At 68.8% G+C, this 17456-nt stretch carries 16 protein-coding genes; 10 read left to right on the forward strand and 6 right to left on the reverse strand.

From position 1 onward, the window contains the following. The first annotated feature begins 2033 nt into the window (after positions 1–2033). From ACIA5C_RS27710 to ACIA5C_RS27720, 3 genes are read left to right on the forward strand one after another with little or no spacing between them, the layout of a single operon-like run. Entirely contained in the window at positions 2034–2249 is a 216-nt protein-coding gene (locus ACIA5C_RS27710) for a hypothetical protein (RefSeq protein WP_396059566.1), read from the forward strand. Positions 2250–2273: 24 nt separating this feature from the next. Then, positions 2274–3005 (forward strand): M50 family metallopeptidase, encoded by a 732-nt coding sequence (locus ACIA5C_RS27715; RefSeq protein WP_396059568.1) that lies wholly within the window; start codon positions 2274–2276, stop codon positions 3003–3005. A gap of 48 nt (positions 3006–3053) precedes the next feature. After that, positions 3054–3719, forward strand: a complete 666-nt coding sequence (locus ACIA5C_RS27720) for a M50 family metallopeptidase (protein ID WP_396059570.1) — start codon at positions 3054–3056, stop codon at positions 3717–3719. Here the strand turns inward: ACIA5C_RS27720 and ACIA5C_RS27725 are convergent. Next, entirely contained in the window at positions 3716–5293 is a 1578-nt protein-coding gene (locus ACIA5C_RS27725; protein WP_396059572.1) for an acyl-CoA carboxylase subunit beta, read from the reverse strand. The two genes, ACIA5C_RS27720 and ACIA5C_RS27725, sit on opposite strands and share 4 nt — an antisense overlap. A 119-nt stretch (positions 5294–5412) precedes the next feature. Between ACIA5C_RS27725 and ACIA5C_RS27730 the strand changes: the two genes are divergently transcribed. The 3 genes from ACIA5C_RS27730 to ACIA5C_RS27740 are packed head-to-tail and all read left to right on the forward strand — an operon-like array spanning position 5413 to position 8111. Next, a complete protein-coding gene (locus tag ACIA5C_RS27730; protein ID WP_396059574.1) occupies positions 5413–6630 on the forward strand; it encodes a hypothetical protein in 1218 nt (405 codons plus the stop codon). 43 nt (positions 6631–6673) lie between these two features. Further along, positions 6674–7540 (forward strand): biotin--[acetyl-CoA-carboxylase] ligase, encoded by an 867-nt coding sequence (locus tag ACIA5C_RS27735; RefSeq protein WP_396059576.1) that lies wholly within the window; start codon positions 6674–6676, stop codon positions 7538–7540. A 4-nt stretch (positions 7541–7544) separates the two neighbouring features. After that, on the forward strand, positions 7545–8111 hold the full coding sequence (locus ACIA5C_RS27740) for a PH domain-containing protein (RefSeq protein ID WP_396059578.1): 567 nt from the start codon (positions 7545–7547) through the stop codon (positions 8109–8111). Here the strand turns inward: ACIA5C_RS27740 and ACIA5C_RS27745 are convergent. From ACIA5C_RS27745 to ACIA5C_RS27755, 3 genes are read right to left on the reverse strand one after another with little or no spacing between them, the layout of a single operon-like run. Continuing rightward, the gene (locus ACIA5C_RS27745; RefSeq protein ID WP_396059580.1) at positions 8104–8664 is read right to left on the reverse strand and encodes a GtrA family protein; all 561 of its coding nucleotides are present in this window, start codon (positions 8662–8664) and stop codon (positions 8104–8106) included. The two genes, ACIA5C_RS27740 and ACIA5C_RS27745, sit on opposite strands and share 8 nt — an antisense overlap. Positions 8665–8691: 27 nt before the next feature. Then, positions 8692–9312, reverse strand: coding sequence for a GtrA family protein (locus ACIA5C_RS27750; protein WP_396059582.1), 621 nt, complete (start codon positions 9310–9312; stop codon positions 8692–8694). Then, positions 9293–10057 (reverse strand): sigma-70 family RNA polymerase sigma factor, encoded by a 765-nt coding sequence (locus ACIA5C_RS27755; RefSeq protein ID WP_396059584.1) that lies wholly within the window; start codon positions 10055–10057, stop codon positions 9293–9295. Before ACIA5C_RS27755 ends, ACIA5C_RS27750 begins: the two co-directional genes overlap by 20 nt. Before the next feature lie 305 nt (positions 10058–10362). Here ACIA5C_RS27755 and ACIA5C_RS27760 point away from each other — a divergent pair, with 305 nt between their 5' ends. The 3 genes from ACIA5C_RS27760 to ACIA5C_RS27770 all read left to right on the forward strand — a co-directional run bounded on the left by ACIA5C_RS27760 (position 10363) and on the right by ACIA5C_RS27770 (position 14274). Beyond that, on the forward strand, positions 10363–12150 hold the full coding sequence (locus ACIA5C_RS27760) for a phosphoenolpyruvate carboxykinase (GTP) (protein ID WP_396059586.1): 1788 nt from the start codon (positions 10363–10365) through the stop codon (positions 12148–12150). 364 nt (positions 12151–12514) lie between these two features. Further along, complete coding sequence (locus tag ACIA5C_RS27765) at positions 12515–12907, forward strand: hypothetical protein (RefSeq protein WP_396059588.1); 393 nt, start codon at positions 12515–12517, stop codon at positions 12905–12907. Between the two features lie 83 nt (positions 12908–12990). Next, entirely contained in the window at positions 12991–14274 is a 1284-nt protein-coding gene (locus tag ACIA5C_RS27770; protein ID WP_396059590.1) for a caspase domain-containing protein, read from the forward strand. 155 nt (positions 14275–14429) lie between these two features. On the opposite strand, the gene ACIA5C_RS27775 is transcribed toward ACIA5C_RS27770, so the two are convergent. Then, a complete protein-coding gene (locus ACIA5C_RS27775) occupies positions 14430–15530 on the reverse strand; it encodes a hypothetical protein (RefSeq protein ID WP_396059592.1) in 1101 nt (366 codons plus the stop codon). A gap of 17 nt (positions 15531–15547) precedes the next feature. Then, entirely contained in the window at positions 15548–16255 is a 708-nt protein-coding gene (locus tag ACIA5C_RS27780) for a hypothetical protein (protein WP_396059594.1), read from the reverse strand. 66 nt (positions 16256–16321) lie between these two features. Between ACIA5C_RS27780 and ACIA5C_RS27785 the strand changes: the two genes are divergently transcribed. Further along, entirely contained in the window at positions 16322–17437 is a 1116-nt protein-coding gene (locus tag ACIA5C_RS27785; RefSeq protein WP_396059596.1) for an NAD(P)/FAD-dependent oxidoreductase, read from the forward strand. The last annotated feature ends 19 nt before the right edge of the window (positions 17438–17456 follow it).

The following is a 17456-nucleotide window of genomic DNA, read 5'->3' on the forward strand; positions in this document are numbered from 1 at the left end:
GGCCGACGCCACCACCGTGGCCCCGGCTCCGGCTCCGGCTCCGGCTCCGGCTCCGGCCAAGCAAACCCCGTCCGCCGGCCCGTCGAGCGCGGCACCCGCGGCCGAGTCGACCACGGTCGTGCGGCACCCGGCGGACGCACCGCTCGCCGACGCCACGACGGTGGTCCCGCCACCGGACCGCCCCGGTGCCGAACCCGCCTCCACCGAGCCTTCGACGGCTGATCGCGGCCCGGACGCCGCCGATCAGATCGAGTCCGGATCGGGCACGACCGGCGACAGCACGACAACGGCGGACGCCGACCCCGATACGGAGACCGCGGCGGACGCCGCCGGTGCTGCCGAGGAGGCCGGCGCGAGCCAAGCCCCGCCAATCAGCCCGGACACCGCGACCACGGTCAACTCGGACAACGCCGAAGACAGCAGCACCGAAAGCGCTGCCGCCGAGGCGGCCTCGACCACTGCCGGCCGGGCCACCTCGGACGGCGCCGGTCCCGCCACCGTTGGCAGTGCTGCTGAAGGAGACTCCGGCGCGGACGGCGCCGAGAGCGCGAGCAATGCGGTGGCCGCGGCGACGGGCGAGGAATCGTCAGCCACGAAGCGCGAGCAGGAGACCGCCAAGTCCACGACCGCTCAGGACACTGAGGCAACTCCGACCGATTCATCGGCCGTGCCCGCCAAGGAACCCGGCGAGGCCGCAAACGACGGCGCGGCAGCGAACGACACCGCGGCAGCGAACGACGGTGCGGCAGCCGAGGGCGGCGCGGCAGGAAACGACGGCGCGGCAGCGAAGGGCGGCGCGGCAGGGAACGACGGCGAGGCTGCGAAGGCGGCGGACGGCGCGGCTAAGGCCACCGCCGCGAGCCAAGCGGATGTGACCGGCGAGGCCGAAACTGCCGACGCCCGGGCCGAGGATGCATCGGCGGCGCGCGGCGAGGAAGGCTCAGCCGAGACCACCGCCCAGGAGCACCCGGTCGAGGCTGACGACATCGCCGCCGCTCACGTTGCTTTGCCGCGGTCCCGTGCCCGCCGGAAGGAAACCCCGGCCGCCGAGGCCTCCCAGGTCGCGATGCCGCTGGCCCGGGGTCGCCGGGGCAAGGCCCCGGTCGACGGCACGATCGCGCTCCCGGCGGCCCGTGACCACCGGTCGCCCCTGTCCGACGCCGAAGCCGGCGACGACGGGGCCGAGGTGCCGAGCAATCTGCCGCCGTTCAGCCCGGCCCCGCGTCCGGCGTGGAATCCGATGCAGCCCAGCCCGACCTTCCGGAAGACCGCGGGCATCACCATTTTCGGCACCCGCCTCACGTACCAGCAGGCCGCGATCGGTGCCGTCGCGCTGCTGGTCATCGTGGTCCTGCTGATTGTGCTCGCGGTGAAGGCGTTCGGCGGCGGCGACAAGTCGCCGACGGGCGGTGCGACCGGTGGGCCGGTCCCGTCCGGTGCGGCCGGTTCGACGACTCCTAGCACTCAGCCGAGCACTCAGCCGAGCAAGGGCGCCTCGTCCGCGCCGTCGAGCGCAGCCGCTGTGGCGCTGCCCGCCGGATGGCGGTGGTACACCCGGCCGACTCAGGGCAACTGGCCCGGTTTCACGCTTCCGCTGCCGCCGAACGCCGCGGTCGACCCGCAGGGCAGCCAGATCTACATCCGGTGGAACAACCGGCTGCTCATGGTGGACCGGACGAACGCCCCGGCGGCCGATCCGGTGAAGGACTGGAAGGATCAGGAAGGTAGTCAGGGGCACGGCGGCTACCACAAGATCAAGATTGTTCCGGTGGGCTGCCAGTTCAAGGCGTGCGCCGACTGGGAGTTCACGTACGTCTCCGACAACGGCAACGAGCAGCACGCCGACAAGCGGAACATCGTGTTCAGCGGCTCGGCGGCGTACTCGCTGAACTGGTACACCACGCCGGAGGACTGGGCGGCCGGTCAGAAGGACATCCAGGCGATCTATCAGGGGTTCCAGCCCAAGCCGTAGCCGCATGCGTGAGACCCGGGTGAATGGGTAATTCATGCGGTATCACGGATGGAGGTACGCCATGGGCTGCCGACGCTACGGCAGTAAACCTACGATCGCGTTCTGGATGCTGATCGCGGTCGCCGACGTGGCAATGCTGTTCGCCGCGGCTGGTTCTGCCGTCATGGGTTCGTTTCTCGCCGCGCTCGCCTTGGTCGCCGGCGGCGTCGTGGCCACCCGTTCGCTGACCCGGCGTGGTGTTCCCGCTACTCGTACGGTGCTCCGCCGTCGCGCTTAGGTTGATCGGCTACAGTCGCGGGCTGTGATCGACGGTGTGACAGACCTCTGGGACAAGCTGCTCGGTGCTCAGCCGGATCCGCCCGGCCTGCTCGTGCTACTTACTGCTCTGGCCGGCCTGCTGGCGGTCGCGTTCCGTCCGGTGTGGCGGATCGCCCGCAACGCGGTGACGATCGCCCACGAGGGCGGCCACGCCCTGATCGCCCTGCTCACGGGCCGCCGATTGCGGGGCATCCGGCTGGAGTTCGACACGTCCGGCCTCACCCTGTCGGCCGGCCGTCCGACCGGCCCCGGCATGATGTTCACCCTGCTCGCAGGCTATATCGCCCCGTCACTGGTCGGTGTGCTCGGCGCCTGGCTGCTCGGCGGCAACCGCATCACCCTGCTGTTGTGGCTGACCGTGGTCCTGCTGCTGCTCATGCTGATCAACATCCGCAACCTGTTCGGGGTGCTGTCGCTGCTGGTCACCGGCGCGATCGTGGTCGTCGTGTCGTGGTATGCCTCGGCCCAGGTGCAGGCCGTGTTCGCGTACGCCGGGGTGTGGTTCCTGCTCTTCGGCGGTGTGCGCCCGGTCTTCGAGCTGCAGAGCCTGCGCAGCCGCGGCCGCATGCCGGAGTCGGACGCCGATCAACTGGCCCACGTCACCCACGTTCCGGCCCTCTTCTGGGTGACCGTGTTCCTGGTGGTCGACATCGCCGCCCTCGTCGTCGGCGCGTTCCTGCTCGCCGGGCAGTGGCTACCTAGCGCAACGACGTAGTCCTATCGGCCAATACGTTCCGGGTAGCCATCCGGCTACCGTCCGGTCATGGCCGATCCGGGAATGGCCTGGACGACGGGCATCGTCGCGTTCGTTGCCGCCGGGCCGCTGTGGAGATACACCTCGCACGCCATCACGATCGCCCACGAGGGCGGTCATGCCATGCTGGGGTCGCTGACCGGTCTCGTCGTCAAGCAGATAAGAGTGAACCGGGACGGCAGCGGCTCGACCGGCTACAGCAAGAAGGTCAAGGATTTCGGGCTGATCCAGACGCTGGCGGCGGGGCTGGCCGGCTATCTCGGCCCGTCGATGTTCGGCCTGGCCGGTGCCTGGATGCTGGTGCACGACATGGCGCCCCGCGCGGTCCTGCTGATGACGCTCGTGCTGATCGCCATGATGCTAGTCATGGTGCGGAACGCGTTCGGCTTCATAGCGGTGCCGCTGACCGGGGCGCTGATCTGGGTGGTCGCCATGCGGTCGACCGAGCAGGTGCAGCTGGTCTTCGCGCACATCTGGGTCTGGTTCCTGCTGATCGGCGGAAGTAGGAAGATCCCTGATCTGTACTTCGGATGGCAACGGGGCGGCGAGCCGGACACCGGAGCCCTGTCCGACAAGACCGGGTTGTCCAGCGCCTTCTTCGTCGCCCTGTTCTGGGCCGGCTCGCTTGCCGCACTCATCTACGGCGGCGTGCTGCTGCTACGCCACAGCGCCTAGAGCGGGATGTTGCCGTGCTTCTTCGGCGGCAGCGTCTCCCGCTTGGTGCGGAGCGTACGCAGCGCCCGCGTCACCTGGATCCGGGTCTGCGACGGCTTGATCACCGCGTCCACGTAGCCCCGCTCGGCCGCGATGTACGGGTTCGCCAGGGTGTCCTCGTATTCCTGGACCAGCGACGCCCGCAGCGCCACCGGATCGTCGGCGGAGGCCAGTTCGGCCCGGTGGAGGATGTTGACCGCGCCCTGTGCACCCATCACCGCGATCTGCGCCGTCGGCCAGGCGAAGTTCATGTCGGCCCCGAGGTGCTTCGAGCCCATCACGTCGTACGCACCGCCGTACGCCTTGCGGGTGATGACCGTGACCTTGGGAACCGTCGCCTCGGCGTACGCATAAATAAGCTTGGCCCCCCGCCGGATGATGCCGTCCCACTCCTGCGACGTGCCCGGCAGGAAGCCGGGCACGTCGACGAAGGTGACCACCGGAATGTTGAAGGCGTCGCAGGTGCGGACGAAGCGGGCCGCCTTTTCCGAGGCGGCGATGTCGAGGGTGCCCGCGAAGTGCATGGGCTGGTTGGCGACCACGCCGACCGGCCGTCCCTCGACGCGCCCGAAGCCGACGACGATGTTCTGCGCGTAGAGCGGCTGCACTTCGAGGAAGTCGTCGACGACGGTTTCGACGACCTTCTTGATGTCGTAGGGCTGGTTGGCCGAGTCCGGGATCAGACCATCGAGGGCGAGGTCGGCGTCGGACGCCGACAGGTCGGAGATTTCCTCGTACGCGACCGGCTCGTCCAGGTTGTTGGACGGCAGATAGGACAGGAGTGCCCGCACGTAGTCAATCGCGTCGTCTTCGTCCGAAGCCAGGTAGTGCGCGTTGCCGCTGCGGGTGTTGTGGGTGCGGGCGCCGCCCAGTTCCTCGAACCCGACCTCTTCCCCGGTGACCGTCTTGATCACGTCGGGGCCGGTAATGAACATGTGCGATGTCTGGTCGACCATGACCGTGAAGTCGGTGATCGCCGGCGAGTAGACCGCTCCGCCCGCGCACGGGCCCATGATCAGCGAGATCTGCGGGATGACGCCGCTGGCCCGCACGTTGCGGAAGAAGATGTCGGCGTACAGCCCGAGCGCGACCACGCCCTCCTGGATGCGGGCACCGCCGGAGTCGTTGATCCCGATGATCGGGCAGCCGATCTTCATGGCCAGGTCGAGTACCTTGACGATCTTCTCCCCGAACACCTCGCCGAGCGAGCCGCCGAAGACCGTGAAGTCCTGCGAGAACACGCACACCTGGCGGCCGTCGATCGTGCCGTGGCCGGTGACCACGCCGTCGCCGTAGGGCCGGTTGTTCTCGAGTCCGAAGTTGGTCGACCGGTGCCGGGCCAGCTCGTCGAGTTCGACGAACGAACTCTCGTCGAGCAGCATTTCGATGCGTTCGCGGGCGGTCTTCTTGCCCCGCGAGTGCTGTTTCTCGACCGCCCGGGCCGAGCCGGCGTGCACCGCCTCGTCGGTGCGCCGGGCCAGGTCGGCGAGCTTGCCGGCGGTGGTGTGGATGTCCGCGTCCTGCTGCGTCGTCACCGGGTTCCTCGCACTCTCGAACGATGGTTCAGGGGGTCTCCGGTGATCGTAATGCGGGTTCGGGCTCCGCGTCGCTACGGGTGCGTTTCGCACTCAATGCCCCATTCGTTACGTCTGGTGTGACGAACTGGATGACCGCGGCCGGGATCGCCTTCATCGCAGGCGGCATCGCCACGCTGATCTGCCTCCGCTCGGTCCTCTTCGGGCGAGCCAAGCCCGAGGGCGGCCAAAAGCAGGTCGAGGGCCGCCCGAAGCAGGTCGAGGGCCGCCCGAAGCAGGTCGAGGCCGGGCCGAAGGCGCTCGAGAGCGGCCCGCATCGCGGGTCACCCCAGCGGGACGGCACCGGATCCAGGCCGCGGCGGCCGTCGCGGGTCGAGGCCGCCCGCACCGAGGCTGCCCGCACCGAGATCGCCGACGTGGAACTGCCGGCGGCGAGGCGCGCTTCCTGGGCGGAACTCGACCGTCCGGAGCCCCGCCGCCCGGACACGCCGCGGCAGAATCGCCGGCACGCGAGCGGCGACGACGATCTCCCCGGGGGCCTGGCGTCGATCGGCCTGGGCGACGACGCTGAAGAAGCCGAGGTCGAGATCTTCTCGGTCATCCCGGCCTATCGTCCGGCTCCGGACGAGCCGGAGCCGGACCCGTTGGTGGTCACCCCGGGCGACGAGGAGTCACGCCCGATTCCGGTACGCGGGGTGGACCGTTCCGACCCCGCCTACGGCAGTCGGGTGGACGGCTGGATCCGCCCCGAATACCACGACGACCCGGCCGAGTCCCCGTCCGGCGAGTACTGGACCCCCGTCCCGATGGAGGGCCTCGACCTGCCCGAGGACGACCCGGAACCGTCGGCCCGCGGCTACGGCTGGCCCATCCCGGTCGAGCGTCTCCCGGCGGTCCCCGACTACGAGCCGGCCACTGGTTTCGACCTCACCCCGGTGGGCACCGAGCCGACCGAGCTGGTCCCGACCTGGCCCCCGGTCCCCGGCGAGCGCCGCCGCCGGTCGGACAAGCGCCGCCGCCGCTTGGAAGAGCGTCTGGAAGAGCGTCTGGAAGAGCGTCTGGAAGAGGGACCCGTCGGGCGCCCGGAGGGGCCGGGTGGCCTGGCCGACGAGCGTCAGGTCCGCCTGCCCGGCTCGTGGACCGGACGCGACACCAAGCCGGCCGACAACCGCTTCCTCGAGAACGAGCCCCGACGCTTGCGCCCCGACGAGGCCGACCAGCGCTTCCGCGCCCCGACCGGCGAACCCGAGCGCCGCCGTCCGCGTCCACGCCCCCGCCCGGCCATCCCTGGAGACAACGTCTACGTGAGCCGGCACGCCGCCGATCCACCGCGGTAGCCCGGGCGGCCCCGCCTCCACGCGACCGGCCTAAGCTCGGCGGGTGGCTTCGCCGTACTCGGACCTCGACCGCCCGCCGCTCTCCGCGCGGGCCCTGACCCGCGCCCTGGTCACGCCGGGCGCGTTCTGGTCGCGGCTGGACATCCGGGGCGAGACCGGTTCGACAAACGCCGACGCGATCGAGGCCGCCCACCGCGGCGCCGCCGAGGGCCTGGTCGTGGTCGCCGAGCAGCAGTCGGCCGGCCGGGGCCGCCGCGACCGGCAGTGGACGTCGCCGCCGCGGGCCGGCCTCACGTTGAGTGTCCTGTTGCGGCCGGGCCGGCCCGACGAGGAGAAGGGCTGGGCGCCCGCGCCCCCGGCCGCCTTCAGCTGGCTGCCGCTGCTGGCCGGGGTCGCGCTGCGCGAGGCCGTGCACCGGGTCGCCGAGGTCGACGCCACCCTGAAGTGGCCCAACGATCTGCTGGTCAAGGATGCGCAGGGTGATCAGGGGAAGGGCGCCGGCATCTTGGCCGAGATGACCGGCGACGCGGTCGTTGTCGGCATCGGCCTCAACGTCAGCACGCGGGCCGACGAACTGCCGGAGACGTCCGGCCTGCCCGCAACCTCGCTGCGGGTGGCCGGGGCCGAGCACGTCGATCGGGAGCCGCTGCTGCGGGCCCTGCTGCGTGGCATCGCCGACTGGTACCAGGGGTGGCGCGAGGCGGACGGCGACGCCGAGTTGTCGGGGCTCCTCGCGGCGTACCGGCGGGGCTGCTCGACGATCGGCCAGGACGTCCGGGTGCTGCTGCCCGGGGGCGGTGAGCTGACCGGCCGCGCCACCGCGGTCGACCCGGACGGCCGGTTGGTGGTCCGTACGGGCGACGACCGTGACCATCACGTCTCGGCCGGTGACGTCCTGCACGTACGCTGAGCGCGTGGCGTTCCCCGACGATGTGCTCGCCGACGATGAGGAACTCGTCCTCCATCTGCATCCGCACTGGAGGGTCGTGGTCGGCCCGGTGCTGATCCTGCTGGTGGCGCTGGCCGTCACCGTCCTCGCGTGGGTGATGCTCCCGCAGAACGACGGCGGCCTGCTGGCCTTCGGCGTGGTCGCGCTGATCATGCTCTATTACGGGGTCCGCTACGGCGTGCGGCCGCTGGTGGTGTGGCGCTGCACCCACTACCTGGTGACCGGCGAGCGCGTCGTCCTGCAGGACGGTGTGATCGCCCGGGAGCGCCGTGACCTGCCGCTCAACCGGATCAACGACCATGCCCTGAGCCAGTCCGTCTTCGACCGTCTGACCGGCGCCGGCACGCTGACCGTCACCTCGATCGGCGACGAACCCGCGGTGCTGGCCGCCGTGCCTCGCGCCCACGACGTGCAGAACCTGCTCTACGAGCTGATCGAGAGTCTTCCCGACGACGTGGACGACGAGGACGAGCCGGAGCCCGAGTTGCCGGTCCAGCGCCGCGGGTTGTTCGGTCGGCGGACTCCTACCTGAGACGCTCGGGCTCGAACTGCAGGTCGAGGGCGGCCACGCTGCCCGCGGCCTCTTCCGCGCTCAGCTCGGCGAAACCGGCCGTGGCGTCGAGGTCGGCGATCGCGGCCTCGTGCCCGTCGACCGGCGGCTTGAGGAACACGAACGTGCGGTAGGCCCAGAACCGGAACACCGTGGCGATCACGATGCCGACGACGGTCACGCCCATGAAGGCGAACTTGTCCGTGTCCTCGGAGAGACCGAAGCCGTACTTCCCGATCGCCACCGCGCCGGACTGGATCACCATGCCGACCAGGTTGAACCCGAAGAACAAGAGGTATTCGCGCCGGAGGGCGGTGCGGGTGTGGTTGCGGTAGGTCCAGTAGCGGTTGGCGATGTAGGCCAGCGTGGTCGTGACGACCGTGGCGATGACGCTCGCCTTGACCGCGCCGATCGGCAGCGCCGCCCAGGTGATGGCCATGTAGAGCAGCGTGTTGCCGGCGCCGATGACGCCGAACGCGATGGCTTCCGGAGCGAGACGGCGCAGGCGTTGCGTCAGCGGGGTGCCTGAAGGCATTGGGCTACCTTACGGGAGAGTCGACGGTCACGCCGAGTCACGAGGGGGGGAAGAAGGCGACGTCACATTAGTCGCTCGAGTGTCGTCGTGCGGATCCTGTCCGCCGGACAACAGGTCGGCAGTGTCCGGGAACACAAAGCGGCGGTAGGACCAGAAGCGGAACAGTGTGCCGGCGGCGGTGCCGACGATCTGCGCCGAGAGGTTGTCGGCGAGGCGGCTCTGGAAGGCCGGCCAGATCGAACCCAGTCCGTAGTGGCTGATCGCGAGGCAGCCGAGGCCGATGCCCAGGCCGACCGCGTTGAGCACGAAGAACATGGTGTATTGCCGCGCCATGTGGGAGTGGGCCCGGTGCCGCCAGGTCCAGAAGCGGTTGCCGAGGAACGCGACGGTCGTCGCCACCACGGTCGAGACCAGCTTGGCGAGCAGGGTCTCGGCACCCGCGCCGAGCATCAGGTTGAAGATGACGGTGTCGATCGCGAACGAGATCCCGCCGACCGTGCCGAACTTGCCGACCTCCCGCACCAGCCCGCGGAGCCGGGTGCGCAGCCCGGACGGCGGCGGCGGGGTGTCGGGCACGAACCCGAGAGTACCGACGCCTGTCACGGAACGCAGTTTTCGTTTGCGAGTCTTAACCGGCACTCCCAGCATGGTGACGCTGCCGATACGGACGGTGGTGGAAGCCGTCGATCTCGCTCAGTTCGGCCAGCCGGCCCCGGCATTCGGCGCACCAGCTCAGGTGGGCGCGCATGCGATTGGAGTCCCGGGTGGCGAGCCGGCCCCGCACCTGGCCGCCCAGCCGGTCGCCGGCCCACCGGCATTCGGGGTGCTCGGCGGTGGCGACGTGCTGCTGCAGATAAAGGCTGCGCAGGCCCTCCCGGGCCCGGTGGGCGAGCACGGCGACGGCGTTCGGCGTCATGCCGAGTACGCCCGCGACTTCGGCCGGGGTGTTGCCCTCGACCTCGGTCTGCCAGAGCACGTCCTGCCAGCGGGGCGGCAGCTTGCGGAAAGCGGCCGCCGCGTACGCCCGTTCCAGCCGGTCGAGCGCCGGGTCGGTGAACGGCAGCCCCTCGTCGTACCGGGTCAGGTCGTCGGTGAACTCGAGCCGGCGGTCGCGCCGGGCCCGGTGGTAGCAGACGTGCCGCATGGTCGTGTGCAGGTAGGCGCGGAACGCGACCAGTGGGCCCCGGCCGGACCGCAGCGAGGCGAAGACCTTGGCGAACGTCTCGGCGACGAGGTCGTCCGCGTCGGCCGGGTCGCGCGCCAGCCCGTACGCCAGTTGCCGCGCCGATCCGCGGTGCCGTTCGTAAAGCGTGCCGAACGCGCCGGTGTCACCGGCGCGGACGGCGGTCAGGAGAGCGATGTCGGTGTCCTGCTCGCTGCCCGGGATCGTCATTCCTGCCTCCTGCGGGCGGGATGGGAGGAAAACCCGATTAGGTGAAGCTTAGGACCTTATGACCGTTTTGTGAAAGGCCCGAACGGCCGGTCGCGAACTGACCGTTTGTCGTCACGCGCGCACAACTGCGCATGGGAGCGAAGAATCGAACGTCTATGCGCACGAGGACCATGGATTGTGCGGTTGTCCACAAGAACGACCGATGAATAGGACCCCGATACGTCTTAGTCTGACGTGACTCCCGTGACCCGGCCGCCCGCGCGGCCCGATCGGTCATTGGTCAGTGACGACCGAAGGAGATCACCGTGCCCCACGCCCGTCTTCTCAAGTGGATCGACGAAGTCGCCGCTCTGACCACGCCCGACCGGATCGTCTGGTGCGACGGATCGGAGGCCGAGTGGACCGGCCTCACCGACGCCCTGGTCGACTCCGGTGCGCTGGTCCGGCTGGACCCGGCCAAGAAGCCCAACTCGTTCTGGGCCCGCACCGACCCCGGCGACGTCGCCCGGGTCGAGGAACGCACCTTCATCTGCTCGGTCGACGAGGCCGACGCCGGCCCGACCAACAACTGGATGGCCCCGGCCGAGATGAAGGCGACCATGACCGTCTTCTACCGGGGCTGTATGCGCGGCCGGACGATGTACGTCGTCCCGTTCTGCATGGGTCCGCTCGACGCCCCGCAGCCGATGTTCGGCGTCGAACTGACCGACAGCCCGTACGTGGTCGCCAGCATGCGCATCATGACCCGGATGGGCGCCGACGTCCTGGCCGCGATGGGCGACGACGCCGACTTCGTGCCCGCGCTGCACTCCGTCGGTGCACCGCTCGCGCCGGGACAGAAGGACGTGCCCTGGCCCTGCAACAAGACGAAGTACATCTCGCACTTCCCGGAGACCCGCGAGATCTGGTCGTTCGGCTCGGGCTACGGCGGCAACTCCCTGCTGGGCAAGAAGTGCTACGCGCTGCGCATCGCCAGCGTGGCCGCCCGCGACGAGGGCTGGCTCGCCGAGCACATGCTGATCATGAAGCTGACCTCGCCCGAGGGCCAGGTCCGCTACATCGCGGGCGCGTTCCCGTCGGCCTGCGGCAAGACCAACCTGGCCATGCTCGAGCCGACGATCGAAGGCTGGAAGGTGGAGACGGTCGGCGACGACATCGCCTGGATGCGGTTCGGTGAGGACGGGCGGCTATGGGCCACCAACCCCGAGTTCGGCCTGTTCGGCGTCGCGCCCGGCACCGACTTCCACACCAACCCCAACGCGATGCGCACGCTCGCCCGGGGCAACTCGGTCTTCACCAACGTCGCCCTCACCGATGACGGCGACGTCTGGTGGGAGGGCATGGGCACGCCTCCGCAGCATTTGACCGACTGGAAAGGCCAGGACTGGACGCCGGACTCGTCGTCGCCGTCGAGCCACCCGAACAGCCGCTTCTGCACCCCGATCGAGCAGTGCCCGATCCTCGCCGACGAATACCACGACCCCCGCGGCGTCCCGATCGACGCGATCCTCTTCGGCGGCCGCCGCAAGACCACGGTCCCGCTGGTCACCGAGGCCCGGGACTGGGTGCACGGCGTCTACATGGGAGCCACCCTCTCCTCGGAGACGACCGCCGCCGCGGTCGGCCAGGTCGGCGTGGTCCGCCGCGACCCGATGGCCATGCTGCCGTTCATCGGCTACCACGCCGGCGACTACTTCCAGCATTGGATCGACATGGCCAAGGGCGCCACCGGCGACGCCGCGCGACTGCCCAAGGTCTTCTACGTCAACTGGTTCCGCCGCGGCGACGACGGGCGCTTCCTGTGGCCCGGCTTCGGCGAGAACAGCCGGGTCCTCAAGTGGATCTGCGACCGCCTGGACGGCAAGGTCGGCGCGGTCGAGACCCCGATCGGCCACGTACCCGCCCCGGACGCCCTCGACCTGACCGGCCTCGATCTGACCTCGGCCGACCTGGAGGCCGTCCTCCGCGTCGACACCGACGAGTGGCGGGCCGAGATCCCCCAGGTCACTGAGTGGTTCGAGAAGTTCGGCGACAAGCTTCCGGCGGTGCTCTGGGCCGAGCTGGACGCCCTGAAAGCGCGGCTCGCCGCCTGACCCCGGCTGTCTGCTCGTCTCGCTCCGCGCCGGCGTCCGGTGCGGGGCGAGACGAGGGCCGCATCGTCGCCAAGAGCCTCGGCACCGAGCTCGGCCCCTCCGAGGGCAGCATCTGGCGTGACTTGCGCGAGCCGGCCGCCGAAGTCTCTGTCAGCAGGTAAACGGGGGAGCGCTGCCGGCGGGCCGCCCGAGGCCGACTACGCACCCGCCGCCGGGTCGAGCCCGACAGCGGATCAGCTGTGGCCCGCCACGCGGCCGCTGCCGATGACGTGGCCGGCATCGTCACCGACATCAACCCGGCGTCTCTCCAGCTTCGCCTGAGCCGCCGTTGCATTCACCCGCAGATACCCATCATCCTCGATGTATGCCGACTGCGAATCCTTATGGAGCCGGACCTGTTCCTACCGAACTGGTTGTGACAACGGGCGATCCAGCACAGCGATCTTCTTTGCACGGTTGGTTGATCAGATCCGACGAGTTGCGCGGTTTGTACGAGGTTATTCCCTCTGACGCGCGTCAGGGTGAGCTGGGCGGCGGGTTGGAGGTGGTCAAACTCCTGCTGGCGAATGGTGGCGTGGTGACCATGTTCATCGGATCGGTGCTGATGTGGCTGAAGAGTCGCCGCTCCAGCTTTTCTGTCGAGGTGAGCGTTGGACGCAAGAAGATCAAGGTAAATGGGTCAAACCTGGAAAACTCCTCTCCGGAAGATCTCAAGAAGATCGCCCTCAGCCTGACTCGAGAGCTGACCGGAGAATGACTGGGCCACGTACACCGAATCCCGAACAGTCGAGGGCAGCGCTGATCGGCACCCATACTTGTGCGGGCGACCGCCTCCCGCCGGTGCCGCAGGTCCATAGCAATCTGGGCGGTCTACGCGATGCGCTCTGCGATCGTGAGGTCGGCTTCTTCACGCCCGAACATTGCGAAGAGGTTGAGCAGCGAAGCTTCCAACAGGTCCTCAAGGCAGTATCCCGCCTGGGTCGAGAAGCCACCGATACGTTGCTAGTTTACTACTGTGGGCACGCCGTTCTCGATGACCGGGACGGCGACTCTCTTCTGTTGAGTCTCCCCGAGAGCACCAGCGGCAACGAGCCGTGGTCTTTTCTGCGGGTCAATGACCTCAAGAAAGCCATCGAGAGCAGCCGGGCCAAGTTCCGGATCCTGGTGCTGGACTGCTGCTACTCCGGGACCGCCACGCTGAACCGACTGGGGAGTGCGGAGGATTCAGAATTGCTCGCCCGGCAGGCAAAGATGGCGGGCACGTATGTCCTCGCTTCTTCTGCGGCGAATGAGACGTCTCTGGCCCCGGTCGGTAGTACGTACACGACCTTCACCGGCGCTCTTATCAAGTTGTTGGTGCGCGGGATTCCGGATGGGCAAAAGTTCATTGAGATGCACCAGCTCTTCCAGAAAATGCAAATTGATCTGGCCGGGCCGTACCCGACACCGGCCCAGCAGAACACCAATGACGGTGCACGCCTGGTGATAGCCCGCAACCGTGCTTACAGGCCGGTCCGTGTGGAGCGGAACAGGGCCGCCTATTTCGCCGACCTCGACGAAATTCTCGACGGCTCCGTCGACCTGGAGAGCAGAATTGACGCGGTTGACCGAATCGCGCGGCGCGCCGAGACAGACGAAGACTTCTTGCAAGTTCTTCGCAGGATAACCGAGATGCGGCAGGTGCCGGCGCTCTTACGCATCAATGTAGTGTGGCGCCTCGATTCACTTGCGGATAAGGAAGGGGCCGTGAATGGACTCAACCTGCTTACGGTTGATGGCGAAGACGCTCTGCGGCGGCTCCGAAGCCTGTTGACCGTCCCGGACTCTGCGGAACAATGGCCGGAACTGCCTACCGAAGACGAAGAAGCCCAGGTTCGGCCGACGCGGTTGGACCGTCTGAACGACGACCAGCTGTGGGGTCAACTGATGGGAGAGATGCTGCTCGCGGTCGGCATGCCCATGGAATCGACGCTGGATTCAATCAGCGAGCTTGTAGCGCTGAACGAGAGCAGGGCCGCCCGACTAATCCTCGAAGGCTTACTCCGCGTCTCCCGGCTCGATCAACAATGGCGGGTGCGAGTCCAAAGCCTCCTCGAAGGCCTGCCCATCCGAGACCGGGGTTAGAAGATGCTCGTCGTCCCAGTCAAGCAGCAGTGGCACGCGACGAGGCGCCGGTAGCAACCGAAAGAGGCCTCCGTGGGTGCCCGCGATACGCTGAGCGCGGTCGGCCAGCGTACGGTCCCCGGTCCGAATGTTGTCGCTGACGGTCGCAATGGTGATTACTCCGAATCCGAAGACGCCCCGAAACCGGCGATCGCGACGAGCGTAAGAACCGCGCGCACCCAAGTGTCCAGATGGAACGAGGTCACCCAGACTGTCGCGGCGAAGCTGGCGGCGAGTGCCGTCGCAGCGGCTCGGAAACGAGTGTGGACCCGTCGGTCACTCTTGGCGTCGTGCCAGCTGAATTCGCCTTGTCTGCTCTGCAGGGCGACCAGCAGCGGGGCGGGCGCCTCCGCTGCGAGGACGAAGCCGGACACAACCAGCAGCGATAGGAGCACCCGCAGGGGTGTCGGCACCAATTCGGCTCTCACCAAGAACAGCAGCATGACCGCACCTCCCCCGGTCGCGGTGGCCCGGGACGCCAGACCCTCCTGTTGCCAGACCTGGGCCACGCTCAAACGGACCGAGGAGAAGCCGGCTGCGGCCCGGTCCGACAGCCGGCGCAGATTGGCACTGACGGACAGGGTGGCACCCACGACCGCCAAGGCGCCGCCGGCCAACCCGAGAGTGAACCAGGCAAGTGCCGTGTTGACGATGAACATGCAACTCGACAGCAGTGTCGTTCCGGCGTAAATGATTGCCGGCCCGGGGCCGAGGGCGTATGGCCCGGTCGTCGCTGCCCGTACGAGGAAGGCCCCTACCTCGTCGACGTTCTGCGGGAGCCGCGTCAAGTTTCGATGATCAATCGCTGCCGCGAGAGCCGCACCGATCCCGGCAAAACCGACGCCCATCCCCGCGAGAATGAGCAGCAACAGGCCGCCCTTTGTGAACCCGTTCTGGTGGTAGACGCGCAATGTAGTCAGTGCCGCAACCCCGAGCAGAACGCCACCGCCGGCGGCGATGGTCGACTGGACGCAAAATCCCGCAAGGAGTTCCCTTTCGGTGTCCCCGCCTTGGGTGTCTTGCCGATATTCCTCGATGCTCGAAGCAACCATCTGGATGACGAAGCAGATAAGGCCGGTGACGGCAACGACCAGGAGGCTCGTGCCGAGAACTTTGAGAAGTGCGGCATATGCCGGCTCGATCTGACTGCGCCCGGGCCGCTCATGTCCGACGGCCAAAGCGCCGATGCCCCACCCGGCGCCGAACAGGAGAACCATTCCATGGCTCTCCCGCCCTACGTAGTCGGCGATCGCACCAATGAGCCGATCACCATCGTGATCGCTGATATCACGAAAACCCGCTCGTGCCAGCCGGCCGGTGCCCAGGGGCGGAATTGCTCGGTGGCGAATGCTGCAACCCCGCCGACGGCAAGCACGAAGCCGGCGCGTGAGCGCTTAGCGAGGCGTAGCCAGAGGATGATCACGGTCGCCGCCAGGACGCAGAACGCATCGACGAGGAAAGCCTGGACCCCTGCACCCCAGGGCATCAGTGACGAGCGATGTTGGCCCAGCCACAGGAGGCCGCCGAGCAGGACGGTCAGGACAGGGACGGGACCTGCCGTCTCGGGAGCAGGAACGGCCGCCAGAAGCATCGCCGACGCGAACAGGACGATGCTGATCAACACGACCCGGCCGTGCCAGCCCGGCGGCGCCCACGGGTTGCTCTGTTCGGAAACGTAACCCAACGATCCGACCAGGGTCGACACAAGCCAGAAGGCGAGCGGCCGCCCGCTGAGGAGTAGAAGACAGATGCCCGCGGTGAGCAGCACGGCGACGGCGTCGAGGCGATGCGTCGGATCAGATATCAGCGCTTGTCCGTCGGGTCCGATCGGTGCCAGCAGGATGAGCCCGGCGACCACAAGGAATAGACCGACACCCATGCCAAGACCGTATCCGACTCGGCTACGCAACGTCAGGCTTCCGGCACGCGGTGTGGATAGCATCCGCCTCCCTCCTGCGGAGCCGCACCCGAGTGCAGACTTCGGTCGTGTGGAAAGGTTGCCGTCGGTATGGATGAGTTCGATGTCGTAGTCGTCGGGGCCGGGCCCGCTGGGGCGGCCGCCGCCCTCGCCGCGCGCCGAGGCGGCGCCCGTGTGCTGCTGCTCGACCGCGAGGACTTTCCGCGGGACAAGCCCTGTGGTGACGGCATCGCGGCCGAGGCGCTCGACGTCCTCGAAGGGCTCGGCGTCGAGGGTGCGGCCGACGGCTATCCGCTCGTCCCGCGGCTGCGGCTGGTCGGGCCCGGCGGCGCGGCCGTCGCTCGCCCGCTGCCCCGGGCCGCCCACACCGTTCCGCGGCGGGTGTTCGACGCCCGGCTCGTCGCGGCCGCGGTCGAGGCCGGCGCCGAGATCCGCAGGCACGCTGTGAAAAAGATCGCCGAGGCTGGCGATGGCGTGCTCGTCGACGGCCGATTTTGGGGACACCTATTAATAGGTGCGGACGGCGCGACGTCGATCGTCCGGCGCTCGGTCGGCGCGACGGTTAACCCGGCCGGTCATCTGGCGTTCGCGATCCGCGGCTACGCGCCCACGAGCAACACCGGCGAACAGCGGATCATCACGACCCGGCAGCAGTGGCCGGCGTACGCGTGGGAGTTCCCGATCGGCGACGGCACCGCCAACGTCGGCTACGGGGAAGTGTTGCGGGGGCGGGCGCTGTCCCGGGCGTACCTCGAAATGCGCCTGCGCGCCATGCTGCCCGGCGTCGAACCGACCGGCCTTCGTGGGCACCACCTGCCGTTGTCGACCCGGCGCCCGGCGCCCGTGCGCGGCCGGGTGTTGCTCGCCGGGGACGCGTTGTCGCTGATCAATCCGTTCACCGGCGAGGGCATCTTCTACGCCGTGCTCTCCGGGGCGCTGGCCGGCGCGGCGGCGGCCCGCCGGGATCCCGCCGGCTATCGCCGCGCGCTGGGCCGGCGGCTCGGCCGGCACCTGAGGCACTCGAAGCTGGTCGCGTTGCTCAGCCGGGAGCCGCGGGTCGTCGACGCGGCGGTGCGGGCGGCCGACCGGGACGGTGCGGTTTTCCGCCGGATGGTGGAGCTGGGGCTCGGTGACGGGGTTTTCGACCTTCGCACGATCGGACGCATCATCGGCGAGACGGCTCGTCGTCACCCGGCCACCCCTTGAGCCCGAGCGGGGGAGGGCT

Origin of the sequence: Actinoplanes sp. NPDC051343, assembly GCF_044455125.1 — a bacterium.
Classification (GTDB): Bacteria; Actinomycetota; Actinomycetes; order Mycobacteriales; family Micromonosporaceae; genus Actinoplanes.